General features: G+C 69.4%; 21 protein-coding genes and 2 pseudogenes. 8 read left to right on the top strand and 15 right to left on the bottom strand.

Annotated features, from left to right (window positions below; translation table 11 throughout):
* Positions 1-170 precede the first annotated feature (170 nt).
* The 3 genes and pseudogenes from OG718_RS06680 to OG718_RS06670 all read right to left on the bottom strand — a co-directional run.
* A complete protein-coding gene (locus OG718_RS06680; RefSeq protein ID WP_328843580.1) occupies positions 171-584 on the bottom strand; it encodes a VOC family protein in 414 nt (137 codons plus the stop codon).
* On the bottom strand, positions 581-1,165 hold the full coding sequence (locus tag OG718_RS06675; protein ID WP_328843579.1) for a dihydrofolate reductase family protein: 585 nt from the start codon (positions 1,163-1,165) through the stop codon (positions 581-583). The genes OG718_RS06680 and OG718_RS06675 overlap by 4 nt, the downstream gene beginning before the upstream one ends.
* Positions 1,166-1,314: 149 nt before the next feature.
* Positions 1,315-1,540, bottom strand: a pseudogene (locus OG718_RS06670) (IS256 family transposase); the annotation flags it as partial.
* A gap of 17 nt (positions 1,541-1,557) precedes the next feature.
* On the opposite strand from OG718_RS06670, the gene OG718_RS06665 reads away from it, so the two are divergent.
* The gene (locus tag OG718_RS06665; RefSeq protein WP_328843578.1) at positions 1,558-1,932 is read left to right on the top strand and encodes an IS110 family transposase; all 375 of its coding nucleotides are present in this window, start codon (positions 1,558-1,560) and stop codon (positions 1,930-1,932) included.
* A gap of 26 nt (positions 1,933-1,958) precedes the next feature.
* Here OG718_RS06665 and OG718_RS06660 read toward each other — a convergent pair whose 3' ends face one another.
* Positions 1,959-3,188: a PP2C family protein-serine/threonine phosphatase gene (locus OG718_RS06660; RefSeq protein ID WP_143645110.1), complete on the bottom strand. Its 1,230-nt coding sequence runs from the start codon at positions 3,186-3,188 to the stop codon at positions 1,959-1,961.
* Between the two features lie 269 nt (positions 3,189-3,457).
* Between OG718_RS06660 and OG718_RS06655 the strand changes: the two genes are divergently transcribed.
* Positions 3,458-5,191: a sensor histidine kinase gene (locus OG718_RS06655; protein WP_328843577.1), complete on the top strand. Its 1,734-nt coding sequence runs from the start codon at positions 3,458-3,460 to the stop codon at positions 5,189-5,191.
* Here OG718_RS06655 and OG718_RS06650 read toward each other — a convergent pair.
* Entirely contained in the window at positions 5,177-6,172 is a 996-nt protein-coding gene (locus OG718_RS06650; RefSeq protein WP_328843576.1) for an Acg family FMN-binding oxidoreductase, read from the bottom strand. The two genes, OG718_RS06655 and OG718_RS06650, sit on opposite strands and share 15 nt — an antisense overlap.
* Positions 6,173-6,305: 133 nt before the next feature.
* Positions 6,306-7,007, bottom strand: a complete 702-nt coding sequence (locus tag OG718_RS06645) for a response regulator transcription factor (RefSeq protein ID WP_328843575.1) — start codon at positions 7,005-7,007, stop codon at positions 6,306-6,308.
* 225 nt (positions 7,008-7,232) lie between these two features.
* Between OG718_RS06645 and OG718_RS06640 the strand changes: the two genes are divergently transcribed.
* Positions 7,233-7,820 carry an Rv1733c family protein gene (locus OG718_RS06640; RefSeq protein ID WP_328843574.1) on the top strand — a complete coding sequence of 196 codons (588 nt, stop codon included), beginning with the start codon at positions 7,233-7,235 and terminating at the stop codon, positions 7,818-7,820.
* 403 nt (positions 7,821-8,223) lie between these two features.
* Here OG718_RS06640 and OG718_RS06635 read toward each other — a convergent pair whose 3' ends face one another.
* On the bottom strand, positions 8,224-8,556 hold the full coding sequence (locus tag OG718_RS06635) for a carboxymuconolactone decarboxylase family protein (RefSeq protein WP_328843573.1): 333 nt from the start codon (positions 8,554-8,556) through the stop codon (positions 8,224-8,226).
* Positions 8,557-8,943: 387 nt separating this feature from the next.
* Between OG718_RS06635 and OG718_RS06630 the strand changes: the two genes are divergently transcribed.
* Together OG718_RS06630 and OG718_RS06625 are read left to right on the top strand one after the other, a co-directional pair.
* Complete coding sequence (locus tag OG718_RS06630) at positions 8,944-9,378, top strand: DUF7144 family membrane protein (RefSeq protein ID WP_373466108.1); 435 nt, start codon at positions 8,944-8,946, stop codon at positions 9,376-9,378.
* A 61-nt stretch (positions 9,379-9,439) separates the two neighbouring features.
* Entirely contained in the window at positions 9,440-9,805 is a 366-nt protein-coding gene (locus OG718_RS06625) for an amphi-Trp domain-containing protein (RefSeq protein WP_143643883.1), read from the top strand.
* A 182-nt stretch (positions 9,806-9,987) separates the two neighbouring features.
* Here OG718_RS06625 and OG718_RS06620 read toward each other — a convergent pair whose 3' ends face one another.
* Together OG718_RS06620 and OG718_RS06615 are read right to left on the bottom strand one after the other, a co-directional pair.
* Positions 9,988-10,662, bottom strand: coding sequence for a CBS domain-containing protein (locus OG718_RS06620; protein ID WP_143643884.1), 675 nt, complete (start codon positions 10,660-10,662; stop codon positions 9,988-9,990).
* Positions 10,663-10,696: 34 nt separating this feature from the next.
* Positions 10,697-11,159 (bottom strand): annotated as a pseudogene (locus tag OG718_RS06615) (Crp/Fnr family transcriptional regulator).
* Positions 11,160-11,559: 400 nt separating this feature from the next.
* Here OG718_RS06615 and OG718_RS06610 point away from each other — a divergent pair.
* The 3 genes from OG718_RS06610 (at position 11,560) to OG718_RS06600 (ending at position 15,002) form a co-directional block, all read left to right on the top strand.
* Complete coding sequence (locus tag OG718_RS06610; protein ID WP_143643886.1) at positions 11,560-12,468, top strand: universal stress protein; 909 nt, start codon at positions 11,560-11,562, stop codon at positions 12,466-12,468.
* Between the two features lie 42 nt (positions 12,469-12,510).
* Entirely contained in the window at positions 12,511-12,867 is a 357-nt protein-coding gene (locus OG718_RS06605; RefSeq protein WP_143643887.1) for a universal stress protein, read from the top strand.
* 326 nt (positions 12,868-13,193) lie between these two features.
* Positions 13,194-15,002 (top strand): PAS domain S-box protein, encoded by a 1,809-nt coding sequence (locus OG718_RS06600; RefSeq protein WP_398940085.1) that lies wholly within the window; start codon positions 13,194-13,196, stop codon positions 15,000-15,002.
* 44 nt (positions 15,003-15,046) lie between these two features.
* Here the strand turns inward: OG718_RS06600 and OG718_RS06595 are convergent, their stop codons facing one another.
* The 6 genes from OG718_RS06595 to ppdK all read right to left on the bottom strand — a co-directional run bounded on the left by OG718_RS06595 (position 15,047) and on the right by ppdK (position 23,458).
* A complete protein-coding gene (locus OG718_RS06595) occupies positions 15,047-15,427 on the bottom strand; it encodes a hypothetical protein (protein WP_143643889.1) in 381 nt (126 codons plus the stop codon).
* The gene (locus OG718_RS06590) at positions 15,424-16,089 is read right to left on the bottom strand and encodes a DUF4389 domain-containing protein (protein WP_328843572.1); all 666 of its coding nucleotides are present in this window, start codon (positions 16,087-16,089) and stop codon (positions 15,424-15,426) included. The genes OG718_RS06595 and OG718_RS06590 overlap by 4 nt, the downstream gene beginning before the upstream one ends.
* Before the next feature lie 128 nt (positions 16,090-16,217).
* A complete protein-coding gene (locus OG718_RS06585) occupies positions 16,218-16,694 on the bottom strand; it encodes a pyridoxamine 5'-phosphate oxidase family protein (protein WP_143643891.1) in 477 nt (158 codons plus the stop codon).
* A 164-nt stretch (positions 16,695-16,858) separates the two neighbouring features.
* Positions 16,859-19,561 (bottom strand): bifunctional acetaldehyde-CoA/alcohol dehydrogenase, encoded by a 2,703-nt coding sequence (gene adhE, locus OG718_RS06580; protein WP_328843571.1) that lies wholly within the window; start codon positions 19,559-19,561, stop codon positions 16,859-16,861.
* Positions 19,562-19,764: 203 nt separating this feature from the next.
* On the bottom strand, positions 19,765-20,490 hold the full coding sequence (locus tag OG718_RS06575) for a CBS domain-containing protein (protein ID WP_306935577.1): 726 nt from the start codon (positions 20,488-20,490) through the stop codon (positions 19,765-19,767).
* Positions 20,491-20,770: 280 nt separating this feature from the next.
* Positions 20,771-23,458, bottom strand: coding sequence for a pyruvate, phosphate dikinase (ppdK, locus tag OG718_RS06570; protein WP_143643893.1), 2,688 nt, complete (start codon positions 23,456-23,458; stop codon positions 20,771-20,773).
* Between the last annotated feature and the right edge of the window lie 146 nt (positions 23,459-23,604).

Genomic DNA, 23,604 nt, shown 5'->3' with positions numbered 1-23,604 from the left:
ACCAACTGCTTCCTTCTCCTGGCAGTTCTTCGAATCGGTGTGCAGAGCTGCGGCATCCTGGTGAAGGGCTCGAGTAATTGTCAAGATCTGTGGATGGGGTGGGGATGTCGCCTCACGCTGCGTCGCGTCCGCCCCGAAGCGACGCTGTTTCACTCCGCTCTCCGGACCGCTCAAGAGAAGTCCGCGGCGGTGAGGCCGTCGGGGTGTCCGGGCGGCCACTCGACCAACTCGATCCGGTAGCCATCCGGGTCGGTGAGCCATGATGTCTTCGGGCCGTGAGGCCCGCCCGGGTACTGGACAGGTCCCGGCTCCAGGCCGGCGCCGGTCAGCCGCTCCAGGGTGGCGGCCAGTGCGTCCACCTGGATCGCGAGGTGGTCGAAACCGCTGCCCACGTCGACGCGTCCGCCAACGGGACGGTGGACCAGTTCGAGCGAGGCCGCCGGTTCGCCGGGGAGCTTCAGGATCACGAGGCGGCTCCCGTCCCCTACGTCGACCGTGCCCAGCTCGACGTAGCCCAGGGCGGTGTAGAAATCGAGCGAGCGGTCCAGGTCGGTGACGCGGTAGGCGACGAAGAGCGTCTTCATGCGGCCTCATTGGGGCGGCGTACCCGGTAGCGGAGGTGCGTGACGTCACGGTCCTCGAGCCGTCGCACGAGGTCGAGTTCGATGTGATCACCCCCGAGGTGGTCGAAGAGCCGTCGGCCGTCCCCGAGGAGGACCTGGACCAGGTGGATCTCCATCTCGTCGATGTGCCCGGCCCGGAGGAGCGCCTGGGCCGCTCCCGCCCCATGGACCATGACCGGCCGGTCCCCGGCGGCCTCGCGGGCCTGACGGGCGCAGTCCTCGACGTCGGTGACGAATCGCGCGTGGCCCGGTGGTACGTCCCCGTCCTCCACATGGTGGGTGAGGACGAAGATCGGCACACCGTCGTGATGGTCGCCCTGCCACCGCCCGGCGAGTTCGAAGGTCCGACGGCCGGAGATGACCGCGCCGGTCGCCAGCGCCTCGCGATACACCTGTCCACTGGGGCCCTCGGATTCCCGGTCGTCGAGCCAGTTGAAAAGACGTCCACCGGCGCGTCCGAGCTCCTGGCCCGGTCGATCGTCCGGACCGGCAACGTAGCCGTCGAGCGACATCGACATGTACAGCCGAATCGGATTGCTCATCCTGGCCTCCATCTCTCCTCCATGGCATGGGGATGCTCCGCTTCTCGCCCCATCGGGGCGGGAATGTCGAAGTGGAAGACTTTAGGCAGCAGGCAAACTCATCGGCCTGACGAGGCGTAAATCAAGAGCAGACGATCAGTTGCGGTCATTCAGGCTGCGCGAGCCTCTGGGCGTTCGACGAACCGACCGCGTTCGAAGCAAGCTCCGGCCCGCACGAGGGCGACCAGGTGGGGCGCGTTCACGGCCCGCCAGCGGGTCTGGCCGGATTCGACCAGCTTGAACACCATGGCCAAGGTTGCCGCACGGGAGCCGGCACCCCTTGGCGACCTTGGACCGCAGCCGGCCGGCTGCGAAGGTCGACTCGATCGGGTTCGTAGGCGATCGCACTGCTGATGCGCCCGAAAGCGGCGCGGGTCGTGGTTTCTGACCCGCACAAGACCAGGGCGATCGCCGAAGCCAGGGTGAAGACCGACAAGGTCGGTGCGCGGATCCTCGCGCAGCTGCCGGCGGCGGACTTCCTGCCGCCGGTGTGGCTGCCCGACGAGCGCGCGAGCCGCAGGCGGCGACTGATCGGGCGGCGTACGCACGTGGTCCGCCAGCTCGCCAGGATCAAGAACCAGGTCCATTCGATGCTGTCGACCGTGCCGTGCTCGACGAGCCGGGGCCGTTGGTTGCATCCGCCCGGCGGAACGCCGCACAACCGGCCGCCCAGGGTTTGCGCGCCCTCGCTGTGTGCCGGGCCCGCGCGACGACGCTCCCGCCTGTGACCCGTCGCCGACCGGCTGGGGACGGGTCACAGACGGATGACGATCAGGGCGGTGTCGTCGGTGTTGCCGGTGGGAGGAAGGAGGTCGGCCAGGAGGGCATCGGCCAGGGCCTCGGGGTCGGATTGCCGGTGGTGGGTGAGGGAGTCGGCGAGGCGGGCCAGGCCGGTGTCGATGTCCTCGCTGCGGCGTTCGATCAGCCCGTCGGTGTACAGGACGAGGGTGGCACCCTTGGTGAAGGGCGTGCGGGCCTGGGGGCGGGGCACGTGTTCCGGCCGGGCACCGAGCGGCGGGTCGGTGGCCTGGTCGAGGAAGATCACGGTGCCGTCGGGGTGGAGCAGGGCCGGCGGAGGGTGGCCCGCGCAGCTGTAGGTGATGGTGTGGTCGTTCCAGTCGATGAAGGTGGTCACCACGGTGGTCGACTCGGCGCCCTCGACGAAGCGGGCGTACAGGCCCAGGGCGTCCAGGGCCCGGGCCGGCCCGGCGGCGACGCGGCAGGCCGCGCTCAGGGCACTGCGCAGCTGTCCCATGGCACAGGCAGCGGCGAGACCGTGGCCGACGACGTCGCCGACAGCGACCGCGAGGCTCTTGCCGGGCAGGTCGACCAGGTCGTACCAGTCGCCGCACACGTTCAGGGAGCCGATGGCGGGCTGGTAGCGCACGGCCGCCCGGTGGTGTCCGAGGGGTCTGGGGGCGGGAAGCATCGCCGCCTGCAGGGCCAGGGCGACCTCGCGTTCGTGTGCGTGCGCCGTGCGTAGCCGTTCGTTGACCTCCTGCAGCTCGCGGGACCGGGTGTAGAGCTCGGCTTCCAGCACGCGGGCCCGGCTGTCGCGGCCAGGGCCACCGCGGGCGCGGATGAGCTCGGTGACCTCCTCCACCCGGTGCACGACCAGCACCACCTGTCCGTCGGGGCCGCAGACGGGCGCATTGACCGGACTCCAATAGTGTTCCTGCCAGTGGCCGGGGCGCTGGGGGTCCTCGATGTCGTAGCGGAGCAGGGCCATGGCGTCGCGTTCGCCGGTGGCCGCCACCCGCAGCATCGACGCGCGGGTCTCCCGCATGCCGGCCGCGGCCGGTTCGTTCGGGTTTTCGGGGAAGACGTCGAAGATGTAGCGGCCCAGCAGTTGTTCGCGGGTGCGTCCGGCGAGCCGTAGGAAGTCGTCGTTGGCATCGGCGTACACCAGGTCGGGGGTGAGCAGCGCCACCATGCCGGGCAGGGCCTGGAAGACCGCCGCGTAGTCGATCTGCGGTTCCCTCATGTCCGGCCTGCCTCGACGTCGAAGGTCACTGTGCCGTTCCACGATAGGAGCGAACACGCCACGGGGCCCGGGCACTGTTCCCTCGACGGCCCGGCAGGTCCGTATCGCACCGGCCTGAGCCGCGAGACCTGCGCCGGCGAGTTCCCGCCCTGGCCATGACGTAACTGTCTGCACATACGACCCTCGGCATGGTTCATCAGCCAGTACGGTGAGAACGAGGTCTATGGGTTGAGTTGCACCTTGTCTGCGCGAGTCGGTCGGAGGAATTGATGAGCGGGGAAGGGCGCGGCGGCTCCGAGCAGCAGCTGCCCAAGCTGCGGCTGGATGAGCTGCTGGATGAGTTGCAGGCACGGATCGACGCGGCGCGGGGTACGCAGGACCGGGTGCACAGCCTGTTGGAGGCGGTGCTGTCGGTCGGGCGGGAGCTTGATCTTCCCCATGTGCTGCGGCGCATCGTCGAGGCCGCCGTGGTGCTGGTGGACGCCGAGTACGGGGCGTTGGGTGTGATCGGCGACGACAGCAGGCTGTCGGAGTTCCTGACCGTGGGCATCGGCGAGGAACGGCGCGGGGAGATCGGTGACCTGCCCAGCGGCCACGGCATCCTTGGCGAGCTCATCCGCCATCCCGTTCCGCTGCGGCTGCCGGAGCTGTCGGATCACCCCGCCTCGTACGGCTTCCCGGCTCACCACCCGCCGATGCACTCGTTCCTGGGGGTGCCCATCCGGGTGCGCGACAGGGTGTTCGGGAACATCTACCTCACCGAGAAGAGGGGGGCTGCTGAGTTCGACGCCGAGGACGAGTCGGTGCTCTCCACCCTCGCTGTGGCGGCCGGAGTGGCGATCGAGAACGCCCGGTTGTACGAGGAGACCCGGATGCGCGAGCGCTGGATGCGGGCCAGTGCGCAGGTCACGAGCACGCTGTTGTCCGGCGCTCCCAGTGCCGAGGTGCTGGAGCTGATCGTCGAGCAGGCTCAGGAGATTGCCTCGGCCGACGTCGGGATGATCGCGGAATATGTGTTCGGAGCGGACGAACTGCGGCCGGTGCTCGCGGTCGGGGCGGACGCGGAACGGCGCAGCGGGCTGGTCCTCCCGGCCCAGGAGGGGTTTGTCGCGGCAGCGCTCACTACGGCGGAACCGGTGGTCAGCGTCGACATAGTGCATGACGCCCGTACCGGTGAGCGGGAGTCGCACTGGGCCGGGCTCGGCCCAGTGGTCGCGGTGCCGCTCGGCGCCGGCGGCAAGGCCCGCGGAGTGCTCCTGTTGGGACGCCTGGTGGGTCGCACGCCGTTCTCGGACGACGACAGCGGGCCTCTGCTCGGCTTCGCGGGTCAGGCGGCGCTGGCGCTGGAGCTGGCCCAGCGGCGTCGGGACGCGGAGCAGATCGCGCTGCTGCAGGACCGGGACCGGATCGCGCGCGATCTGCACGATCTGGCGATTCAGCGCCTCTTTGCGGCAGGCATGACCCTGCAGAGCGCCCAGCGGTTCATGGACCACCCCGAGGGCACGGAACGGCTGTCGCGGACCGTCGATGACCTCGACGACACCATCAAGATCATTCGTTCTACGATCTTCGGCCTGCGTACACACGGGGGAGGGGCCAAGGAGGACAGTGGTCTGCGCGGCCGGGTGTCCGAGGCGGTTAAGGCCTCCGCCACCTCGTTCGGCTTCACGCCCGCACTGCGGATCGAGGGCCTTGTCGACACCGATGTCCCCGGTGACGTCGCAGACCACGCCCTCGCCGTGCTGGGCGAGGCGCTCAGCAACGCGGTCCGGCATTCGGGCGCGCGTTCTGTGGACATCCATCTGCGGTGCGCCGGGGGAGAGTTGGCGCTGACGGTGGCGGACGACGGCTGCGGAGTGCCGGACGGGGCCGCGCGCAGTGGGCTGAAGAACATCGAGGAACGGGCCCGCGCGCTCGGTGGCGCGCTGACGCTCGGTGAACGGCCGGACGGCGGGGGCACGCAGCTGGTGTGGCGCGTGCCGACGGGCTCAGCAGGGGACTGAAGGAACGCCGTCGACGAGTGTCTGCCGAGCTGTTCGACGCGGGGAGGAGGGCCCCTGCGGGCCGTACCCAAGGCGGATCACCATCTGCGCGTGACCGCGCCGGTCACTCGGTAGTGGTGCGAGCTGCTCGCGGAGGTCGGGCCATTCCAGCGCTTGGTGCAGCAGCGACGCCCGTATGCCGTTGGCGGTGGCTACGAGCAGGACGCGTTCGAGTGCCTGGCCGGCGCGCAGCCAATCGGTCCGACGGTCGTGCGCGGTGGACAGTACGGCTATCGTCGGCCGTTTTTCGAAGGGGCGGGCGGTCAGCACGGCCGGGTGTCGGTGGGCGCCGAAGTCCCGCATCGGGATCTGTTCCCGGAAGTCCTGCGGTCCCAGTGTTCCGGGCGGCATCCCAAGGGCTTCGTGGTTCGGATCACGCACCCATCGGCGGCTTTCTGCGGCTCGGTCGGCGTCGGCCGTGTTGCGGTGCTCCGCCTCCCTGGTGATGTGCAGCAGACGGTCGGTTTCGCCTGGCGGAAGACGGCTCAGCAGCGCGCCTTCGGTGTGGGCGGCCTCGACGAGTTCCGTGAGTACGGCGGTGGGTAGCGGCCGCTGAGAGAAGGGGAAGCGGCTGCTGTGCCGGCGCCACACCGCGTCGTACAGGCGCGGCGAAGAGGCGCTTCTGGCGGTGCCGCCCAGGCGTACGGCGGCGAGCAGATCCGGCTCGTCGGGCCGGGGCAGCAGGCGGGTCACCGGTTCCCAGCCGAAGTGCGCAACCGCCACCCGCAGGTTGAGCAGTGCGCACCCGACGGAGAGGTGCAGGGCACGCCCGGTCGGGTCGATGTGGCGCAGGCCATGGTCCGGGGCGGCGCGGATCTCCAGGGTGACGGTCTCGGGGTCGAGGCGGAAGCGCCAGGGCTGGGTGTTGTGGATCGAGGGGGCGGCCACGGCCGCGGAGACGAGCGTCTCCAGCGTCGGGACGTCGAGAGTCGCAGACCTCATGGAGAATTCCTCACCGCCCTGAGCCGACGGATCGGCCGGGCTTCTCGGCAACCGTTCCCAGCGTGCGGTTACCGCAAGAGGCGGGAGGAGAGGCCGTACGGCCCTGTGCGGTGCCGGACGGCCCGGATGCGCTTCACTTCGTGGGGCGGTCTCCGGATTCGGGTTGTTCGAGGTGGGAGGCGAGGACCGCGGCCTGTACTCGGCGCTGGACGCCCAGTTTGGCCAGCAGGCGGGAGATGTGGTTCTTGACGGTCTTCTCGGAGAGGTAGAGCTTCTTGCCGATCTCGCGGTTGGTGAGTCCGTCTCCGATGAGGGCGAGGATGTCGCGTTCGCGTGGGGACAGGCTTGCCAGTTCGGGGGCGACGGCCGGGGTTTCGGCGGGGTCCGCACGGAGTGAGGCCATGAGCCGGGCGGTGGTCGCGGGGTCGAGCATGGACTGGCCGGAGGCGACGGTGCGTACCGCCGAGACGAGATCGGAGCCCTTGATCTGCTTGAGTACGTAACCCGAGGCACCGGCCATGATGGCGTCGAGCAGGGCCTCCTCGTCGTCGAACGAGGTCAGCATGAGAACGGCCAGCTCCGGCATCTGGCTGCGCAGCTCGCGGCAGACGGTGATCCCGTCGCCGTCGGGCAGGCGTACGTCGAGGACGGCGACGTCGGGGCGCAGGGCCGGGCCGCGGACGAGTGCGTGCTCGACGTTCTCGGCGTCGCCGACCACCGAGATGTCCGGCTCGGAGTCCAGGAGGTCGGACAGGCCGCGTCGTACGACCTCGTGGTCGTCCAGCAGGAAGACACGGATCGGGTCCTGCTCAGTGAAGGTGCGTGCCTCGGTCATGACGACCCCCTGTTTCCCGGCGGCTGACGGACTGCGGACTGTCCGTGACGACGATCGTCACGCGCCGGGACTGGATGCACTAGGGCCGACCGGCCCCTCTCCAACCCACAATGCGCCCTGACCGGCCTACTGGCCACGGACCAGCGGCCCCTCCCGGCGGCGATCACGCGGTGACACCGTCCTTGCACTACTCCTGCTTGTGGTGCCCATGAGGGGGTGTGACCGATGCGGAAGGTCAAGCGCACGAAGGTCCGGGGGTGGCGGTGGCGGAACAATCCCCTACGGCGCCACAGCGATGCCGTGGAGGCATGGGTCGTGCTGGCCGCCCAGGCGACCGCGATGGCCGGCGGTGCCGCTGTCGGCGTCGTCGGCGCGCAGGCCATGGAGAGCGCGGTCGAGCGGCAACGCGCGGGCCGGCAACCGGTCGCCGCCGTACTGCTGGAGACCGCGCCGACCGGTGTGCGTGATGTGGCCACCGGAATCAAGTACGACCACGTGAAGGCGAAGGTGCGCTGGAACGACGGCAACGGGGTCGCACACACGGCCAAGGCAGGCGTGAAGCCAGGTGCCGAGGCGGACACCGAGGTGACGGTGTGGACCGACGGACAAGGACGTGCGGTGTCCGAACCCGTCAGTCCTGCGGAGGCGACGGCACGTGTGGCGCTGGCCGGCACGGGGGTCGCCATGGCCGGATGCCTCGTGATCCTCGTGGGCGGGCTCACGGTGCGCCTGCGCGTGGAGCGTCGTGCCACCGAGCGGTGGGGCGAGGAGTGGGATCTGGTGGGGCCGCAGTGGGGGCGCACGACTGGCTGAGGACCCGATGCGGTCAGGTGCCGCTTCGTCCTCTCGGCGCGCTGCCGTCAGGCCGGAGGCGGCCCCCAAAGCAGTCGATGGACCGCCGCATCCACTGGGAAGGGGCGCTGGCGCCCGGCAGCCGGAACTTCGAGGCATGCCCAAGGCGGGGCCTGTTACGCCGCCGAGTGAGGAGCACCAGGAGTTTCACCCGGACGTCGCACGCACCGACGACCGCCTCGAAATCGTGATCACGCAGTTCCAGGTAGGAACTCGCGCACACCGTCACCTGGAGCAAGGCTGGTGCAGAGGAAGTCCCAGCCGCGGCGCAGAAGCACTACGGACCGGGCACGTCGGACAGCCGGACTCCGTGGCCTTCTCCGATCTCGGTCGCGTGGAGAACTGATGCCGGGTGGGTCCGCTCTCAGCCCTGGGATTGGATCTCGGCGTCGGCGTCGGCGACGGCAATGGCGATTCCGAGGGCCGTGGCGATGTTGCCTGCTGCCGTCATGACGCGGGCGGTGCCCACGATGGGCGCGATGGCGACCAGGACGTCCTGCAGCTGGTCGGCGGTCAGGCCGCTCCTGAGGGCGGGGTCGATATGGGCCATGTAGGAGATGGGCGGGGCATCCGAGGCGGCGAGCGCCGCGATGCGCGTGAGTATGAGCATGTCCGGGGCAAGCCCGCATCGCTCGATCGAGTCGACCGTCATGGCGGCGAGGGTGTCCAGGACAGGGGTTTCAGATGCAGTGGACATGGCGCATGCCCTCCTGGTGCGTTTCGAGCCTGCGAGATATGTGTCGCAAGGAACCGAGTGTTCCGCGAGCAAGGGGCTTCCTCCCAACCCTAGAACCCATCCGGGCCCCGTGCATGGGGGCGCGTGGTTCGCCGCGCCGACTTGCAGAAAGCCTGTGGGGGATGGCATCCGCAGGTGCTGAAAGCCCAGCTGCCGCGCTCGGCTGTCCGAAAGCGCGACGACGTAGTCCTGACCTGCACAGATGGCCTGTGAACTGCTCATCAAGAGCTGCCGATCCCGCACGTCGACGTGCGCAGCGCACCCGACAGGACGAGATTGGAAGTAGCCCGACCGGCCGAACGGAGACGTGGCGGTCGCGCGGGGCCGTACGACGCGAAGGAGCTGGCGATGACCAGTCATGTGAGCGGGGCCCGCTCGGGTGCGGCGGTGCGGAGTTCGGAGAGGACCGGTATAGGCAGTGGCTGGCTGGTCTTCGCCGCCGTCCTGATGATCTTCGGTGGCCTGATGATGCTCTTCGCGGGCATCGCCGCCATCGCCAACGACGACGTGTTCGTCGCCACCCGCAACTACGTGTACGAGTTCGATCTCACCGGATGGGGCTGGATCCATCTGGTCATGGGCGTCGTCATCACTCTCGCCGGTGCTGCCCTGTTCCAGGGCGCCACCTGGGCCAGGGTCGTCGGCGTGGGGCTGGCCGGCCTGGCCATGCTCGCGAACTTCCTGTGGATTCCCTACGCGCCGTTCTGGGCCATCGTCCTGATTGCGATCAATGCCTTCGTGATCTGGGCGCTGTGTACGGCTCCCAGTCCGTCGGAGCGATGAAGCCGGGGACGGTCTCAAGGTGCGGTCCGACACCCAGGCCGTATCCGGATCGGAGACACCCATGAAAGACCTCAAGTTTGAGTGGAAGCGTTCGCTGTCACGCTTTGAGGCAGCTGACCAGCTCACATCACTCGCGGCCGCGCTGAGGGAAGGCGGGGATGCCGAACTGGAACTCAGCCCGGGAACGCTGAGCCTGCGGATTCCCGACGACCTTCGCAGCGAGATCGAGGTCGAGATCGGCAATGGGGAGATCGAGCTGGAGATCGAGTTCAAGTGGCCGAGCACGCCGACTCGGCCAGGGCGATCGCGGACAGCCACAGGCACGGAGGCAACAACGCGAAAAGGCGTCCCTGCAAAGCAGGGGCGCAGCAGCACGGGCACCAACAGAAGCAAAGGCGCGAAGCGGCCTGCCAAGAAGGCGTCCTGAGTCGCTGCGAATCGGGCCGACCGCGGCAGCCCGAGGGTGCCTGAGGACTGCGGACCCCGGGCTCCCACGGCGGTGCACTCCTCGGACACCGCAACAAGGAACCAATCCACATCACTGTGTCAGGTGTTGTAAGACCGTCATGTGCGGACCTGATGCCAAAGGGCTTCCTCCCGTCCCCGTCCCTATGTGGCAGGCGCTGTCTCTGAGGAACGGCCATGTCCCGTGAGCTCGAACTCCACGTCCACGACGCCCTCGACGGCCCGGACCAGGCGCGCGGCCACGGGGACCAAGGACGTGTCCCGGACGTGCCCGCCGAGCTTCACGACCCCGTCCCGGACCTCTACCCGGACAGTGGATGCAGGCGCGGGGAGGAGGTACGAGACGACCTCCCTGCGGACCTCCTCAGCGATCTCCTCGTCGTCTCGGAGGAACACCTTCAGCAGGTCGGCGCGGCTGACGATGCCTTCCAGCATGCCCAGGTCGTTGACCACGGGGAGCCGCTTGACCTTGGCCCGAGCCATGGTCCGTGCGGCTTGGGCGAGCGTCGCGTTCGGGTGTGTGGTGAGGGCGGGAGAGGTCATCAGCTCGCCGGCGGTCACCGCGCCGGCCTTGGCGAGGTCGGAGAGCCGCCGCAGTTGCGTGTACCGGTCGGGGTCGCTGTCGCGGAACTCCTCCTTGGGCAGGAGGTCGGCCTCGGAGACGACGCCGACGACACGGCCCTCGCCCTCAAGGACGGGCAGGGCGCTGACCTTCCACTCCTGCATCATCTGCACGATCTCCTTGAACCGCGCCCCGCGGCCGATGGCGGCGACCGTGTGGGTCATGACGTCGCTCACGATGTGCGGTGTGCCGTGCATGGTGACTCCTTGGTCGCGTCGGATTCGAGCCCTGTCACAGGGTGCTTCCGCTGCCGTACGGCGCGTACAGGTCCAGCAACCTGTTACGGGTCGACCGCAGCCGGTGGGCGAGGATGTCGCCCACCCACTGGGTGACCGTGTGGCCCAGGGCGGGGTCGTCCTGGCACATCGCCCGTACGGCCGTGGCGTCGAACTCGTAGGCGCGGACCGGGCTCGTGGCCTCGGCGCCCAGATGCCACGCGTGCGGCGCGAACAGCCAGGACCAGCCGACCAGTTCGTCGTGTCCGATGGTCTCGATCACGGCCGCGCGGCGCCCCGGCACATGCATGTCGAGAGCCACCGTGCCGGTCCGGATGATCCAGAACCGGTCCGCGCGTGCGCTCTTCGAAAAGGCGGGCCCCCTGCGGGAAGGACACCTCGCGGGCGCCGCGCATCAGCCGTTCGCGGTGGTCGGCGGGCAGCGCACGCAGCATGCTGAATGTGGTGGAAGTGTTCATGACCCTGCTTCTTCCTGGAGAACGTGGACCGCTTCGTGGGGTCGACGAGCACGACGACGATGGGCCGGGGCCGCAGCCGTGGTGAAGGCGGCCAGGACGACCAGTGCGCTGTGCCGGGTGGTGTGTGTCATTCCTCCCTCCCGGACGGGAGTACTGACCTGCCGACTCCAGCGTCTTGCGGCGGGCCGGCCCTCACCAGGGGCCACCCGGCCCAGAGACCGGGCCGTACGGCACCGGACCGGTAGGGAACAGGTGCCCAGAGCCGCGCGACATCGCCAGGACCGCTCAGCGTTGGGCCGAAGGGCTCTCGGAAGGGCCCGGGCGGCCCCTGCTCACCGTGTCCTTTTCGCACGAGGCTCGACACAAGGACAGGTACCTACACACCCAGGAGGTGCGGATCATGCTTCGACACGTCGCCGCAGGGATCGACGGCTCGCCCGAGAGCCTGGCCGCCGCGCACTGGGCGGCCCGGGACGCGATTCGGCGCGGCGTCGCGCTGCGTCTGGTGCATGCCTGGGAATGGCGTCCGCGCCCCGCCCCGTCGGTGCCGATGGGCGTCTCCCAGCGAGAGTGGGCCGAGCAGACCCTGATGCGGGCGTCGAACAGCGTCCGCGCCTCTCACCCCGGGCTGCGCATCATCGACGAGCCGGTGTCGCAGTCGCCGGTCGCCGCGTTGCTCGCGGCTACCGAGCAATCCGGGCTGCTGGTCCTCGGCTCCCGTGGACTCAGCGGCGTCGCGGGTTTCCTGGTCGGCTCCGTGTCCCAGCGGGTCGTCGCCAGGGCGACGTGTCCCGTGGTGCTCGTACGGGTGGGGGAGAGCTCCGCGGACGAGCACTTCTCGGCCCCCGGCGGAGTCTCGCCGGACGAGATCTCCGAGACCCCGTATCGCGACATCGTCCTCGGTCTCGACACCGGCCGGCCCTGTGACGAGCTGATCGAGTTCGCCTTCGAGACGGCCCGGCGCTGCCATGCGGCCCTCCGGGTTGTTCACGTCTTCAGCGCCCCGCCGGCCCACCCGGCCGCCGACCGGCCGGTTCCGCAGTCCGGCCCCGAAAGGCTGGCCGAGCACGAACACGCCGTGGTCGCGGCGCTGCGCCCGTGGTGCGAGAAGTTCCCCGAGGTCGCCGTCACCGAGACGGTTGTCGAAGGGCGTGCGGCCAATGAATTGGTGAGGGCCACTTCCGGAGCGGCCCTCGCCGTCGTGGGACGGCGGGTGCGAGAAGCGCGGCTCGGTACGCACATCGGTTCCGTCGCGCACGCAGTGCTGCACCACGCCGGGTGCCCCGTCGCTGTGATCCCGCATGCCTGAAACGGCGTCGCGCCGACCTCGCGAACCGGGTGGGGACGCCATATCCGTGCCTGCCCGGCCCATCGATCCATAGGAAGGGACGGACATGACCACCCGCCATGTGACCGTCGGCGTGGAATCGTCGCCCCCGAGTTCGACGCCGAACTGACGGCCCAGGTACGGCACGAGCTGAGCGACGTACTGCGGTCGTGGCGGACGAAGTTCCCCGGTGTCGAGGTGCACGAGCAGACTGTGATCGGCGGAGAGGGCTCGAACCTGGTGGATGCCTCACGGGACGCGGCACTCGTGGTCGTCGGCCGCCGTACCCGGCACGCGCAGTTCGGGACTCACATAGGCCCCGTGACCCATGCGGTCCTGCATCACGCCACCGCGCCGGTAGCGGTGGTCCCGCACGACTGACCACGAGGACCGCACCGCTCACAGCAGGGGCGGAGGAGCCGACAGATGGGCATTGCGTGCTCTCACAGGGAACAGGTTCGGCCGTTGTACGGACAACAAGGAACATGCCGGAGTCGCTGTGACCGAAACACGCTGGGATGGCCCAACTGATTTCGAGATGCGGGTCGTTGGGGGCGGACATGCGTGACACGGTCGGACCGGCGTTAATCCCGGAAGCCCCAGTGGCCTGCCGCGGAGGGCGCGAATGCTGCGCGGGAGCGCTCAAGGGCGGTTCAGAAGGCGCCGAGGAGCGGTTTCGGGGATTGCTGGAGGCGGCGCCGGACGCGATGGTCATCGTCGACGACATGGGAACCATGAGACTCGTCAACGCCCAGACCGAGGCGCTCTTCGGCTACCGACGCGAAGAACTCCTCGGCCAACCCGTCGAGTTGCTCATCCCCGGCCGCTTCCGTGCCCACCACGTCCAGCACCGCGACGGCTATGCCGCCAACCGTCAGGTGCGCCCGATGGGAGCGGGCCTGGAGTTGCACGGGCTGCGCAGGGACGGCACCGAGTTCCCGGTCGAGATCAGCCTCAGCCCGCTGGAGACCGCCGACGGCCTGCTCGTCTCCGCCGCCGTCCGTGACGTCAGCGACCGCAGGCGGGCCGAGGAACGTATCAACGAGCTGGCCGCACTCGTCGAGTCCTCCCAGGACGCGATCCTCGCCAAGACCCTCGACGGTCACATCACCTACTGGAACGCCGCCGCCCAACGGCTGTACGGGTACACCCGGGACGACGTCATGGGCCGCCATGTGTCCCTGCTCGCCCCGTCCGAACGCCGCCACGAGATCGACGCGCTCATGGACCAACTGCGCGACGGCGAGAGGATCGAGCACTTCGAGACCCTGCGGCAGACCCGTTCCGGTGGCCTGCTGGACGTCGACATCACCCTGTGGCCCACCCGCTCCCCGGACGGAACGGTCATCGGGGCGTGCGCCATTGTCCGTGACATCAGCGACCGCAAGCGGGCCGAAGCGGAACTGACCGTCCTGTACGAACAGCAACGGCACATCGCCCTCACCCTGCAGCGCAGTCTGATGGGCACACCGCCCGCCATCCCGGGGCTGGCCACCGCCAGCCGTTACCGGCCCGCCACTCAGGGGGCCGGGGTGGGCGGCGACTGGTTCGACCTCGTCCCGCTGGGAGCCGGCCGGGTCGGCGTCCTGATCGGTGATGTGATGGGCCGCGGCCTGGAAGCCGCCGCAGTCATGGGCCAGTTGCGCTCCGCCGCACATGCCCTGGCCAAGACCGGCATGCAGCCCCGACAGCTCATGCAGGCCCTGGAGACGGTCGTCGCCGATCTGGACGTGCCCGACCAGCTGGTCACCTGCTGCTATCTGGTGATCGCGGCCGACGCGGGTGAGGTGATCATCTGCTCGGCCGGACACCTGCCCACCCTCATCGCCGCACCTGGTGAAGGCGCCCGGGCGCTGTCGGCACCCGTGAACGCACCCCTCGGTGTCGGTGGAGTCCTCTACGAGCAGACCAGCGCGGAGATCCCGGCCGGTGCCACACTCGTGCTCTACACGGACGGCCTGATCGAAACCCCGGGCAGTGACATCGAGGACCAACTCGCGCAGCTCACCGACGTACTGAGTGACCTCTTCACCACCGCCCCCGACCTGGAAGTCGCCGCCGATCGCGTCCTGGCCGCTCTGCTGCCCGACGCGGAGGGCCACAACGACGACGTCACCCTGCTGCTGACCCAGCTCCCGGACGCGCCCCTGGCCGCTGTCACCACCGACCTGCCCGCCGTCCCCGAATCAGTACCCGAGGGCCGGGCCTTCCTTACCAAGGCGCTCACCTCCTGGGACTGCACGACAACCGCGGACGACGCACGACTCCTGCTCTCCGAGATCCTGACCAACGCCGTTCAGCACGCCCAGGGTCCCCTCGGCCTGCACCTGTGCCGCACCGCCACCGAACTCACCGTCGAGGTCAGTGATCACAGTCCGCATCTGCCCCAGCCGCGGCTCGCAGCCGAGGACGAGGAATCCGGACGAGGACTGATCCTCGTCCGGGCCCTTGCCGACACCTGGGGCGTCCGTCCCACCGACGAGGGCAAAACCACGTGGTTCACCCTCGCGCTGTAGTGCCTGTCGCCGACGGGCCCGGGCCGCCGGGTGGCGTGGTCGGTTCAGTAGAGGGACGCGGGCCAGGTGCCGGCCACGGCGACGATGACACTCACGTCGAGCAGTACTCCGACGCTGAGCCAGGGATCGAACCAGATGGCCTTGAGGGCAAGTCCGGTAGAGGCCGCCACGATCGCTGCGGTGGGCCACCAGCCGCTTCCCGCGGCCACCCCGGCCCCGGCGACGACGTAGACCAGGGCCACGTACCAGGCGAGCGCCAGCGACGCGGCCCTGGTCGGTGCGGCGGAGACGTGCGCCGCTTCGAGGACCCACGAGTGCCCGGGGTCGAAGGCGAGCTGTTTGCCGGGCTGCGTCGGCGCCGTCCAGACACCTGGGTGCAGCAGCCCGTGCGCGATCAGGAACACGGTCACCAGCATGGTGGTCACGACAACTCCTCCGCATCGGCCGGTTCGGTGCCGCCCATGTCCAGCCGGAACGGCGGGTACGAGTCGGTCATCAGGCCGACATACGCGGCGACGCGCAGCACCCAGCGGTTGAGACCGAGGATCAGGTCGAACAGGTCCTTCGGGTACTCCTCGGTGAAGGCCATGATCACGCCGGCGACGACGGTCAGCAGGGCGACGAGTCCGCCCGACCACCACCCGAGGTGGTAGCCGCCGAGGAAGAAGCCGACGACGATGAGGTGCGGGACGGCCAGCAGCCACCACTTCACCAGCACCAGGCCCCGGGAGAGCCGTTCCGGGTAGGCGATGTCCAGCCGCGCAGGGTAGTCGGGTTCCGCACGCAGACTGAACGGCGGGTAGCGGTCGGTGGCCAGGGCGCCGTACGAGTAGTAGGCGACTCGCCAACTCCAGCGCAGCACACCCAGGTTGAAGTCGAAGAGTGCGCGCGGATAGCGCTCGGTGAACAGGATGGCGAAGAACGCGATCACGCTCACCACGGCGAAGGCGATCCAGAGGAGGAACAGCACCACGTAGTGCGGAATGACCAGGATCCACTTCACCAGCCACAGCCACCGGGACAGCGGCGCGTCGAGCTCCGCGTTCACCCGGACCGGGTGGTCCGGGAATCCCACGAGGGTCGTCATGGCGATCAGCTCCTTCGTCCGCGCCGGCCGAAGTGCACCACCGGCACATGACCAGCGTCCGTCGCGCACGGTCCCGGCCGCGAGGGCTGTGTGGGGTTGTCCCGTTGGGCCTGTCGGCCCTTCGTCGCTCAGCTCGCTTCGTGCCCGCCGTCCGGCCCGGGCGCGGACGTGAGACGGATTCCGGTGACCAGATCGGGACGGATGCGGACCGCGTAGTCCATGGTCCGGTTCATCCAGGGGCGGAGCATCGCCCGATAGCGGGCCACCTCCGCGGCGTCGGTGACCAGGTGGGCGTATCCGGTCACCACGACGCTCCAGCCGAGGTGCGTGTCCGGGTCGATGGTGTCGGCTTCGTAGGCGACGACGACGCCCTCACCTCCGGCGTGCTGTGCGTGCGAGGTCAGGGCCGCGCCTTCGTGGGTGCGGATGATGATGTCGCCGTCCTCCAGGACGTGGTTGACCGGGCGGATGGTCGGCAGCGCGTGCTGGGTGAAGACGACCCTGCCCAGCGACACACTGCCCAGCAGTTTCAGGGCTGCGGCGCTGTCGAGTTCGACACTCTGCCGCGGTCCTGCGGCGGGCTGCTGGGCGTTCTCGGTTGCCATGGTGAACTTCCGTACGGATTCGTCGCTCGCTCCGTGGCTCGGCGGGTTGAGGAACCGTTGCCAGAGCCACAGAGCGATTCCGGGTGCGGGCGGTGGTCTAAATCAGACGGCGGTTGATCGCGCCGTACAAGGGCCGTTCGGTCCAGGTGGCCGACCGGCCGACCCTATTCGCCGGGAGCGACCCTCTCGCCGTGGTAGGCCGTGCGCATGAGCTGTTGCATGTCGTCGAGCATGGGCATGCGTGGGTTAGCGGGCGCGCACTGGTCCTCGTAGGCGTTGAGAGCCTGCTGGGGCAGGGCGTCGAGGAAGGTCTGCTCGTCGATGCCGAGGTCGTGGAACGACGGTTCGATGCGCACGCCGTCGCGCAGCCGTTCGACGGCGGCGGCCAGCGACTCGACACCCTCGGCCGGGGTGGCCGCGGGCAGGCCGAGGGTGCGGGCGATGTCCTGGAACCGCTCGGGGGCGCGGTAGTGCTCGTACTTGGGCCAGCCGGTGAGCTTCGTCGGGACGGTGCCGTTGTAGCGGATGACGTGCGGCAGCAGGACGGCGTTGGTGCGGCCGTGAGCGATGTGGAAGGTCGCGCCGAGCGTGTGGGACATGGCGTGCACGATGCCGAGGAAGGCGTTGCCGAAGGCCATGCCGGCGATCGTGCCCGCGTTGTGCATCTTCTCCCGCGCCTCGGGCCGGGCGTCGCGGTCGTTCACGGCCGGTTCGAGGTTGTCGAAGACGAGCCTGATGGCGTGCAGGGCAGGGCCGTCGGTGAAGTCGTTCGCGTAGACGGACACATACGCCTCGATGGCGTGAGTGAGAGCGTCGAACCCGCTGTCGGCCGCGAGGGCCGGGGGCAGGTCGGCGGTGAGCAGCGGGTCGACGATGGCCACACTGGGGGTGAGCGCGTAGTCGGCAAGGGGGTACTTCTTGCCGGTCGCCGGGTCGGAGATCACGGCGAACGGGGTGACTTCGGCGCCGGTGCCGGAGGTGGTCGGAATGCACACCAGGCGGGCGCGCTCGCCCAGGACCGGGAAGCGGAAGGCGCGTTTGCGGATGTCGGAGAACTTCTGCCGCATGTCGGCGAAGTCCATTTCCTTGCCGATGGCCTGCTGCTCGTACAGCAGCCACATCACCTTGGCGGCGTCCATGGGTGAGCCGCCGCCCAGCGCGATGATGGTGTCCGGGCGGAAGTCGTGCATGAGACGGGCTCCGCGCCGCACGGAGTCGATGCTCGGTTCGGGCTCGACGTTGTCGATGATCTGCACTGTCACGGGCTGGGGGCGGCGCTGCAGGACGCGGCCGACACGGTCCACGAAGCCGAGACGGGTCATGGTCGCGTCGGTGACGATCGTGACGCGGTGGACCTCCGGCATGGACGAGAGGTAGCTGATGGATCCCGGCTCGAAGTAGATCTTCGGCGGCACCTTGAACCACTGGAGGTTGTTGTGGCGACCGGTGACGCGCTTGATGTTCAGCAGGTTGGCGGCGGACACGTTGTTGGACACCGAGGTACTGCCCCAGGAGCCGCAGCCCAGGGTCAGCGAAGGGAGCAGGCTGTTGTAGATGCCGCCTATCGCGCCCTGCGAGGACGGAGCGTTGACGATCACCCGTACCGTCTTCATGCGTGTGCCGTACGCCTCGGCCAGTGCCGCGTCCTCGGTGTGGATGACGGCGCTGTGGCCCTGGCCGTGGAAGGCGATCATGTCGGCGGCCAGGTCGAAGCCCTGCCGTTGTGAGCCGGCGCGCAGCACGGTCAGAACCGGGCACAGCTTCTCGCGGGTCAGTGGTTCGTCCGGGCCGACATGGTCGGCCTCGACGAGGATGAGCGAGGTGTCTGCGGGCACGGTGAAGCCGGCCTGTTCGGCGATCCATGCCGGGCTCCGGCCGACGGCCGCGGAGTTGACCTTGGGCTCACAGCCTCCCCCGACCTCCGACCGGGTGTGCCCCCGGTTCGAGGAATCGGTGGGGAAGAGGTACGCCTCCAGCTTCCGCTTCTCCTCGGCGGTGGCCAGGTGGGCGTGCAGGATGCGGAACTCGGCCAGCGCCGCGTCGTAGATCTCGGTGTCCAGGATGACGGCCTGCTCGGAGGCGCAGATCATGCCGTTGTCGAACGCCTTGGACAGCACGAGGTCGTTGATGGCGCGGCGCAGACGGGCGCTCTTGTGGACGTAGGCGGGGACGTTGCCGGCGCCCACCCCGAGCGCGGGTTTCCCGGCCGAGTAGGCGGCTTTGACCATGGCGTTGCCGCCGGTCGCGAGGATCAGCGAGACACCGGAGTGGTGCATCAGTGCGCTCGTCGCGTCGATGGAGGGGGACTCGATCCACTGCACGCAGTGCTCCGGCGCTCCCGCGGCGACGGCCGCGTCCCGGACGATGCGGGCCGCCTCCGCGCTGCAGCGCTGGGCGGAGAGATGGAAGGCGAAGACGATCGGATTGCGGGTCTTCAGCGCCATGAGGGCCTTGAAGAGCGTGGTCGAGGTCGGGTTGGTGACCGGTGTGATCGCGCACAGGACGCCGACCGGTTCGGCGATCTCGACCATGTCGTCGATGTCGTCGCGGGCTATGACCCCGACGGTCTTCATTCGGCCCATGCTGTGGGTGACGTGCTCGCACGCGAACATGTTCTTGGCGGCCTTGTCCTCGAAGACTCCGCGGCCGGTCTCCTGCACGGCGAGGCGGGCCAGCCCGGTGTGCTGGTCCAGGGCGGCTACCGAGGCCTTCTTGACGATGTGGTCGATCTGCTCCTGGTCCATGGACTCGTAGTCGGCGAGCGCCTTGAGCCCGTCGGCGACCAACCGGTCCACGGCGACGGCGATGTCCGACGGCGCATCGTTGCCTGAAGCGGTCCGAGGTCGGCTGTCGTCATGCCGGGTCATGGGAATCTGCCTCCGTCGTTGAAGTCTGTGGCTCAAGGTCAGTGGCTCGAACGAGACCGGCGCGTGGGGAGCGAGGGCGGGAGCGGCACCGCGGGGGATCGGTACCGCTCCCACCACTACGGTCTCCCCGGCCCCGTGCCGTCCCGCAGATGCCGATGGTCCCCTTGAGGGGCCGACCGGCCCCGGTCCGTGAGTGCCGGATGTCACCGCTCCGGAAGCCAGTGGTGGTCGATCCTGTGTGAAGGGTGACTCTCGGGCGGGCGGGTGTCGTCGATGCGGAACGTCAGGCTGTTCATCACGCCGACGACTCCGTCCACCCGCCAGGTCAGCCGGATCGTGAGCGGAATGTCGCTGCGGCGCTCCAGCCGGCCTTCCAGCGTGACCACCCCGTCGTTGACCGAGACGAACACGCTCTGGGGCGGCAGGAGCATGGCCTGGGTCAGGACCTCGTCGATCACCTCCTGCCGGATCTCGTCGTCCGTCCGGAGGAAGACGCGCAGGAGGTCGCGGCGCGTGGCGATGCCGATCAGGCGGTCCTCCTCGTCCACCACCGGGAGTCGCTCGATGTGGTGGCGCTCCATCACACGTGCGGCGTCCGCGACGCGTTGTTCCGGGTGCACGGTAATCGCGGGCGTGGACATCAGCTCCTCCGCGGTCACGGCAGTCGCCTTGGCGGTCGCCGCGCGGGCCGCACGCCGCCTCGCGGGCATCCGGAAGCGGCGCTCCCGGCCGTGGTCGGCGCGGAACGCCTGCCGGTGTATCAGGTCGGTCTCGGAGATCACTCCCAGGACCTTGTCGTCGTGATCCACGACGGGCAGGCCACTGATGCGATGCCCGTCCAGCAGCCGTGCCACGTCCTTGAACGACGTCTCCGGGCGGGCTTCGACGACCTCGCTGGTCATCACCTCGCCGACGGTGCGGGTCTTCACGGCATTTCCTCCTCTACGGGTACAGGAAGCGGCTGATTCTGAGTCGCGCACCTGTGGGTGGCGCAGGGCTCCGCCGGGGGCTGTCGCCCGCTATGGCTGTCCGGCGGCCGGACGCGCGTGCCCAAGCGGGGGGACCGACCGGGGGCGTCCCTTCGGACGGTCCCGGCAGCCCGGCTTCCGGTGCTTCTTCAGCCTCTCGCCCAGCCGACTGCCGTGGCAGGGGCCGACAGTCCCGTGTATCGGGTCGAACCGCTCTGCCGGACCGGAGCCCGGCTCTTCGTCACTTGCTGTCGTCGTTGTCCGCAGGCCCGTGGAGCGCGGCCCGTCCGGCCTCGAGGCGGGCGACCGGGACGCGGAACGGGGAGCAGGAGACGTAGTCGAGCCCCACTGTGTGGAAGAAGTGGACCGACTCGGGGTCGCCTCCGTGCTCGCCGCAGACGCCGATCTTCAGCCCGGGGTGCGCGGCGCGGCCCTCTGCGATCGCGATCTCGACCAGGCGGCCGACACCTTCCCGGTCGATCGTCTCGAACGGGGACACCTTGAAGATGCCTTTGTCGAGGTAGGCGGAGAAGAACGCCGCCTCCACGTCGTCGCGGGAGAAGCCCCAGGTGGTCTGGGTCAGATCGTTGGTGCCGAAGGAGAAGAACTCCGCCTCCTGCGCGATCGCGCCCGCTGTGAGGGCGGCCCTCGGCAGCTCGATCATCGTGCCCACCGGGCACTGGACGGGGACGCCCGAGGCGTTGGAGACCTCGGCGAGGACCTGCTCCACTTCTTCGCGTACCAGCCGCAGTTCCTCGACGGTGTCGATCAGCGGCACCATGATCTCCGCCTGGGGATCTCCGCCCGCGCGCTTGCGCTCCACGACCGCCTCGGCGATGGCCCGTACCTGCATGGCGACCAGGCCCGGCGCCACCAGGCCCAGTCGTACGCCGCGCAGGCCGAGCATCGGGTTCTCCTCGTGCATGCGGTTCACGGCGTCGAGCAGCTCGGAGTCGTGTGCGCTCGGTGGGTTGCCGTGGGCCTCGGCAGCGGCGAGCCGTACGGCGAGTTCCGTGCGGTCGGGCAGGAACTCGTGGAGGGGCGGGTCGAGGAGGCGGATGGTGACCGGCAGGCCGTCCATCGCCTCCAGGATGCCGATGAAGTCCTCTCGCTGCAGGGGCAGCAGCCCGTCGAGGGCCCGTTCGCGTTCGGCGTCCGTGCGGGCGAGGATCATCGCCTCGACCAGCTGTCGGCGCTCGCCGAGGAACATGTGCTCGGTGCGGCACAGGCCGATGCCCTCGGCACCGAACCGGCGGGCCCGGGCCGCGTCCTCGGGGGTGTCGGCGTTCGCCCGCACGCCCAGGCGTCGTACTCCGTCGGCCCGGTTCATCGCGCGGGCCACGGCCTCGACCAGTCCCGCCGAGTGTTCGCCGGTCTCGAAGTAGCGCATCACGGAGGAGTCGACAAGCGGGGCGGCGCCCAGGTACACGGCGCCTTCGGAGCCGTCCACCGAGATGACCGTGCCTTCCTCGACCGTGGTGCCGTCGGCGGTGAAGCGCCGCGCGCCGGTGTCCACGCCGAGTTCCTCGGCGCCGCAGACGCAGACCTTGCCCATGCCGCGGGCGACCACGGCGGCGTGGCTCGTCTTGCCGCCGCGGCTGGTCAGCACGGCCTGGGCGGCGATCATGCCAGGCAGGTCGTCGGGGGTGGTCTCCTGGCGTACGAGGACCACCTTCTCCCCGGCCGCGGCGCGACGGACGGCCTCGGCGGAGTCGAAGACCGCGGCGCCCACGGCGGCCCCCGGTGAGGCCGGGATACCGTGCGCGAGTGCTGGGCCGACCTTCGAGGTGTCGAAGCGAGGGAACATCAACCGGGACAGTCCGTCTCCGCCGACCCGCGCCAGGCCCTCGTCCGTGGTGATCAGTTCCTCGTCGACCAGCGCGGCGGAGATGGCGAACGCGGCCTCCGCGGTGCGCTTTCCGACCCGCGTCTGCAGCATCCACAGCCTGCCGCGCTCGATGGTGAACTCGATGTCGCACAGGTCGCGGTAGTGGGTCTCCAACGTCCGCATGTGGTCGCGCAGTTGCGTGTACGAGGTCGGGTCCAGGTCCTTCAGTCCGTCGAGCGGGATGGTGTTGCGGATGCCCGCGACGACGTCCTCGCCCTGGGCGTTGGCCAGGTAGTCGCCGTACACGCCCGGGGCGCCGGTGGCCGGGTCCCGGGTGAAGGCGACGCCGCTGCCGGAGTCGGGACCGAGGTTGCCGAAGACCATGGTCTGGACGTTGACCGCGGTACCGAGGTCGTCCGGGATGTGCTCGCGGCGGCGGTAGAGCCGTGCGCGTTCGCCGTTCCAGGACTCGAAGACGGCGAGGACCGCACGCCGCAGTTGCTCGGCGGGCAGCTGCGGGAAGTCCTCGCCGGTCTCGTGGTGGATCAGGTCCTTGTAGGCCTCGACCAGCCCGGCGAGGTCGGTGGCGTCCAGATGCAGGTCGTCGGCCGCGCCGCGCATGTCCTTGAGGCGGGCCAAGGTGCCTTCGAACAGCGCGCTGTCGACTCCCATGACGGTACTGCCGAACATCTGCACGAGGCGGCGGTAGGAGTCCCAGGCGAAGCGCTCATTGCCGGAGGACTTCGCGAGGCCCAGCACGGAGTCGTCGTTGAGCCCGATGTCGAGGATCGTCTCCATCATGCCGGGCATGGAGAAGCGGCCCCCGGAGCGGACGGACAGAAGCAACGGGTCATCCGGCTGCCCCAGAAGCCGCCCGGCGGCCTGCTCCAGGGTGGTCAGGTGGCTGGAGACCTCGCGGAACAGCCCGTCCGGCTCGCTGCCGGTCGCGAGAAAGGCACGGCAGGCCTCCGTGCTGACGGTGAACCCGGGCGGCACGGGCAGGCCCATCCGGGTCATCTCGGCCAGGTTGGCGCCCTTGCCGCCGAGCAGGTCGGCCATGTCACGGCCGCCCTCGGCGAATTCGTACACGTAGTGGGCCATGGCGGTGTGCTCTTCCTTCGGATTCGGGGGAGTCGCCGGACGTGGTGTCCGCTCTCCTTGAGGGATGCGACGGATGTGAGTGACCGGGTTTCCCGCTCCAAGCGGGCCTTTGGCGTGGCTGCCATGCCCCGGACGTTCCCGAGGCC

This window comes from Streptomyces sp. NBC_00258, from assembly GCF_036182465.1.
In the GTDB taxonomy this organism is placed as follows: Bacteria; Actinomycetota; Actinomycetes; order Streptomycetales; family Streptomycetaceae; genus Streptomyces.
The sequence above is the reverse complement of the archived record's forward strand: the minus strand, read 5'-3'. Positions and strand labels throughout refer to the sequence as shown.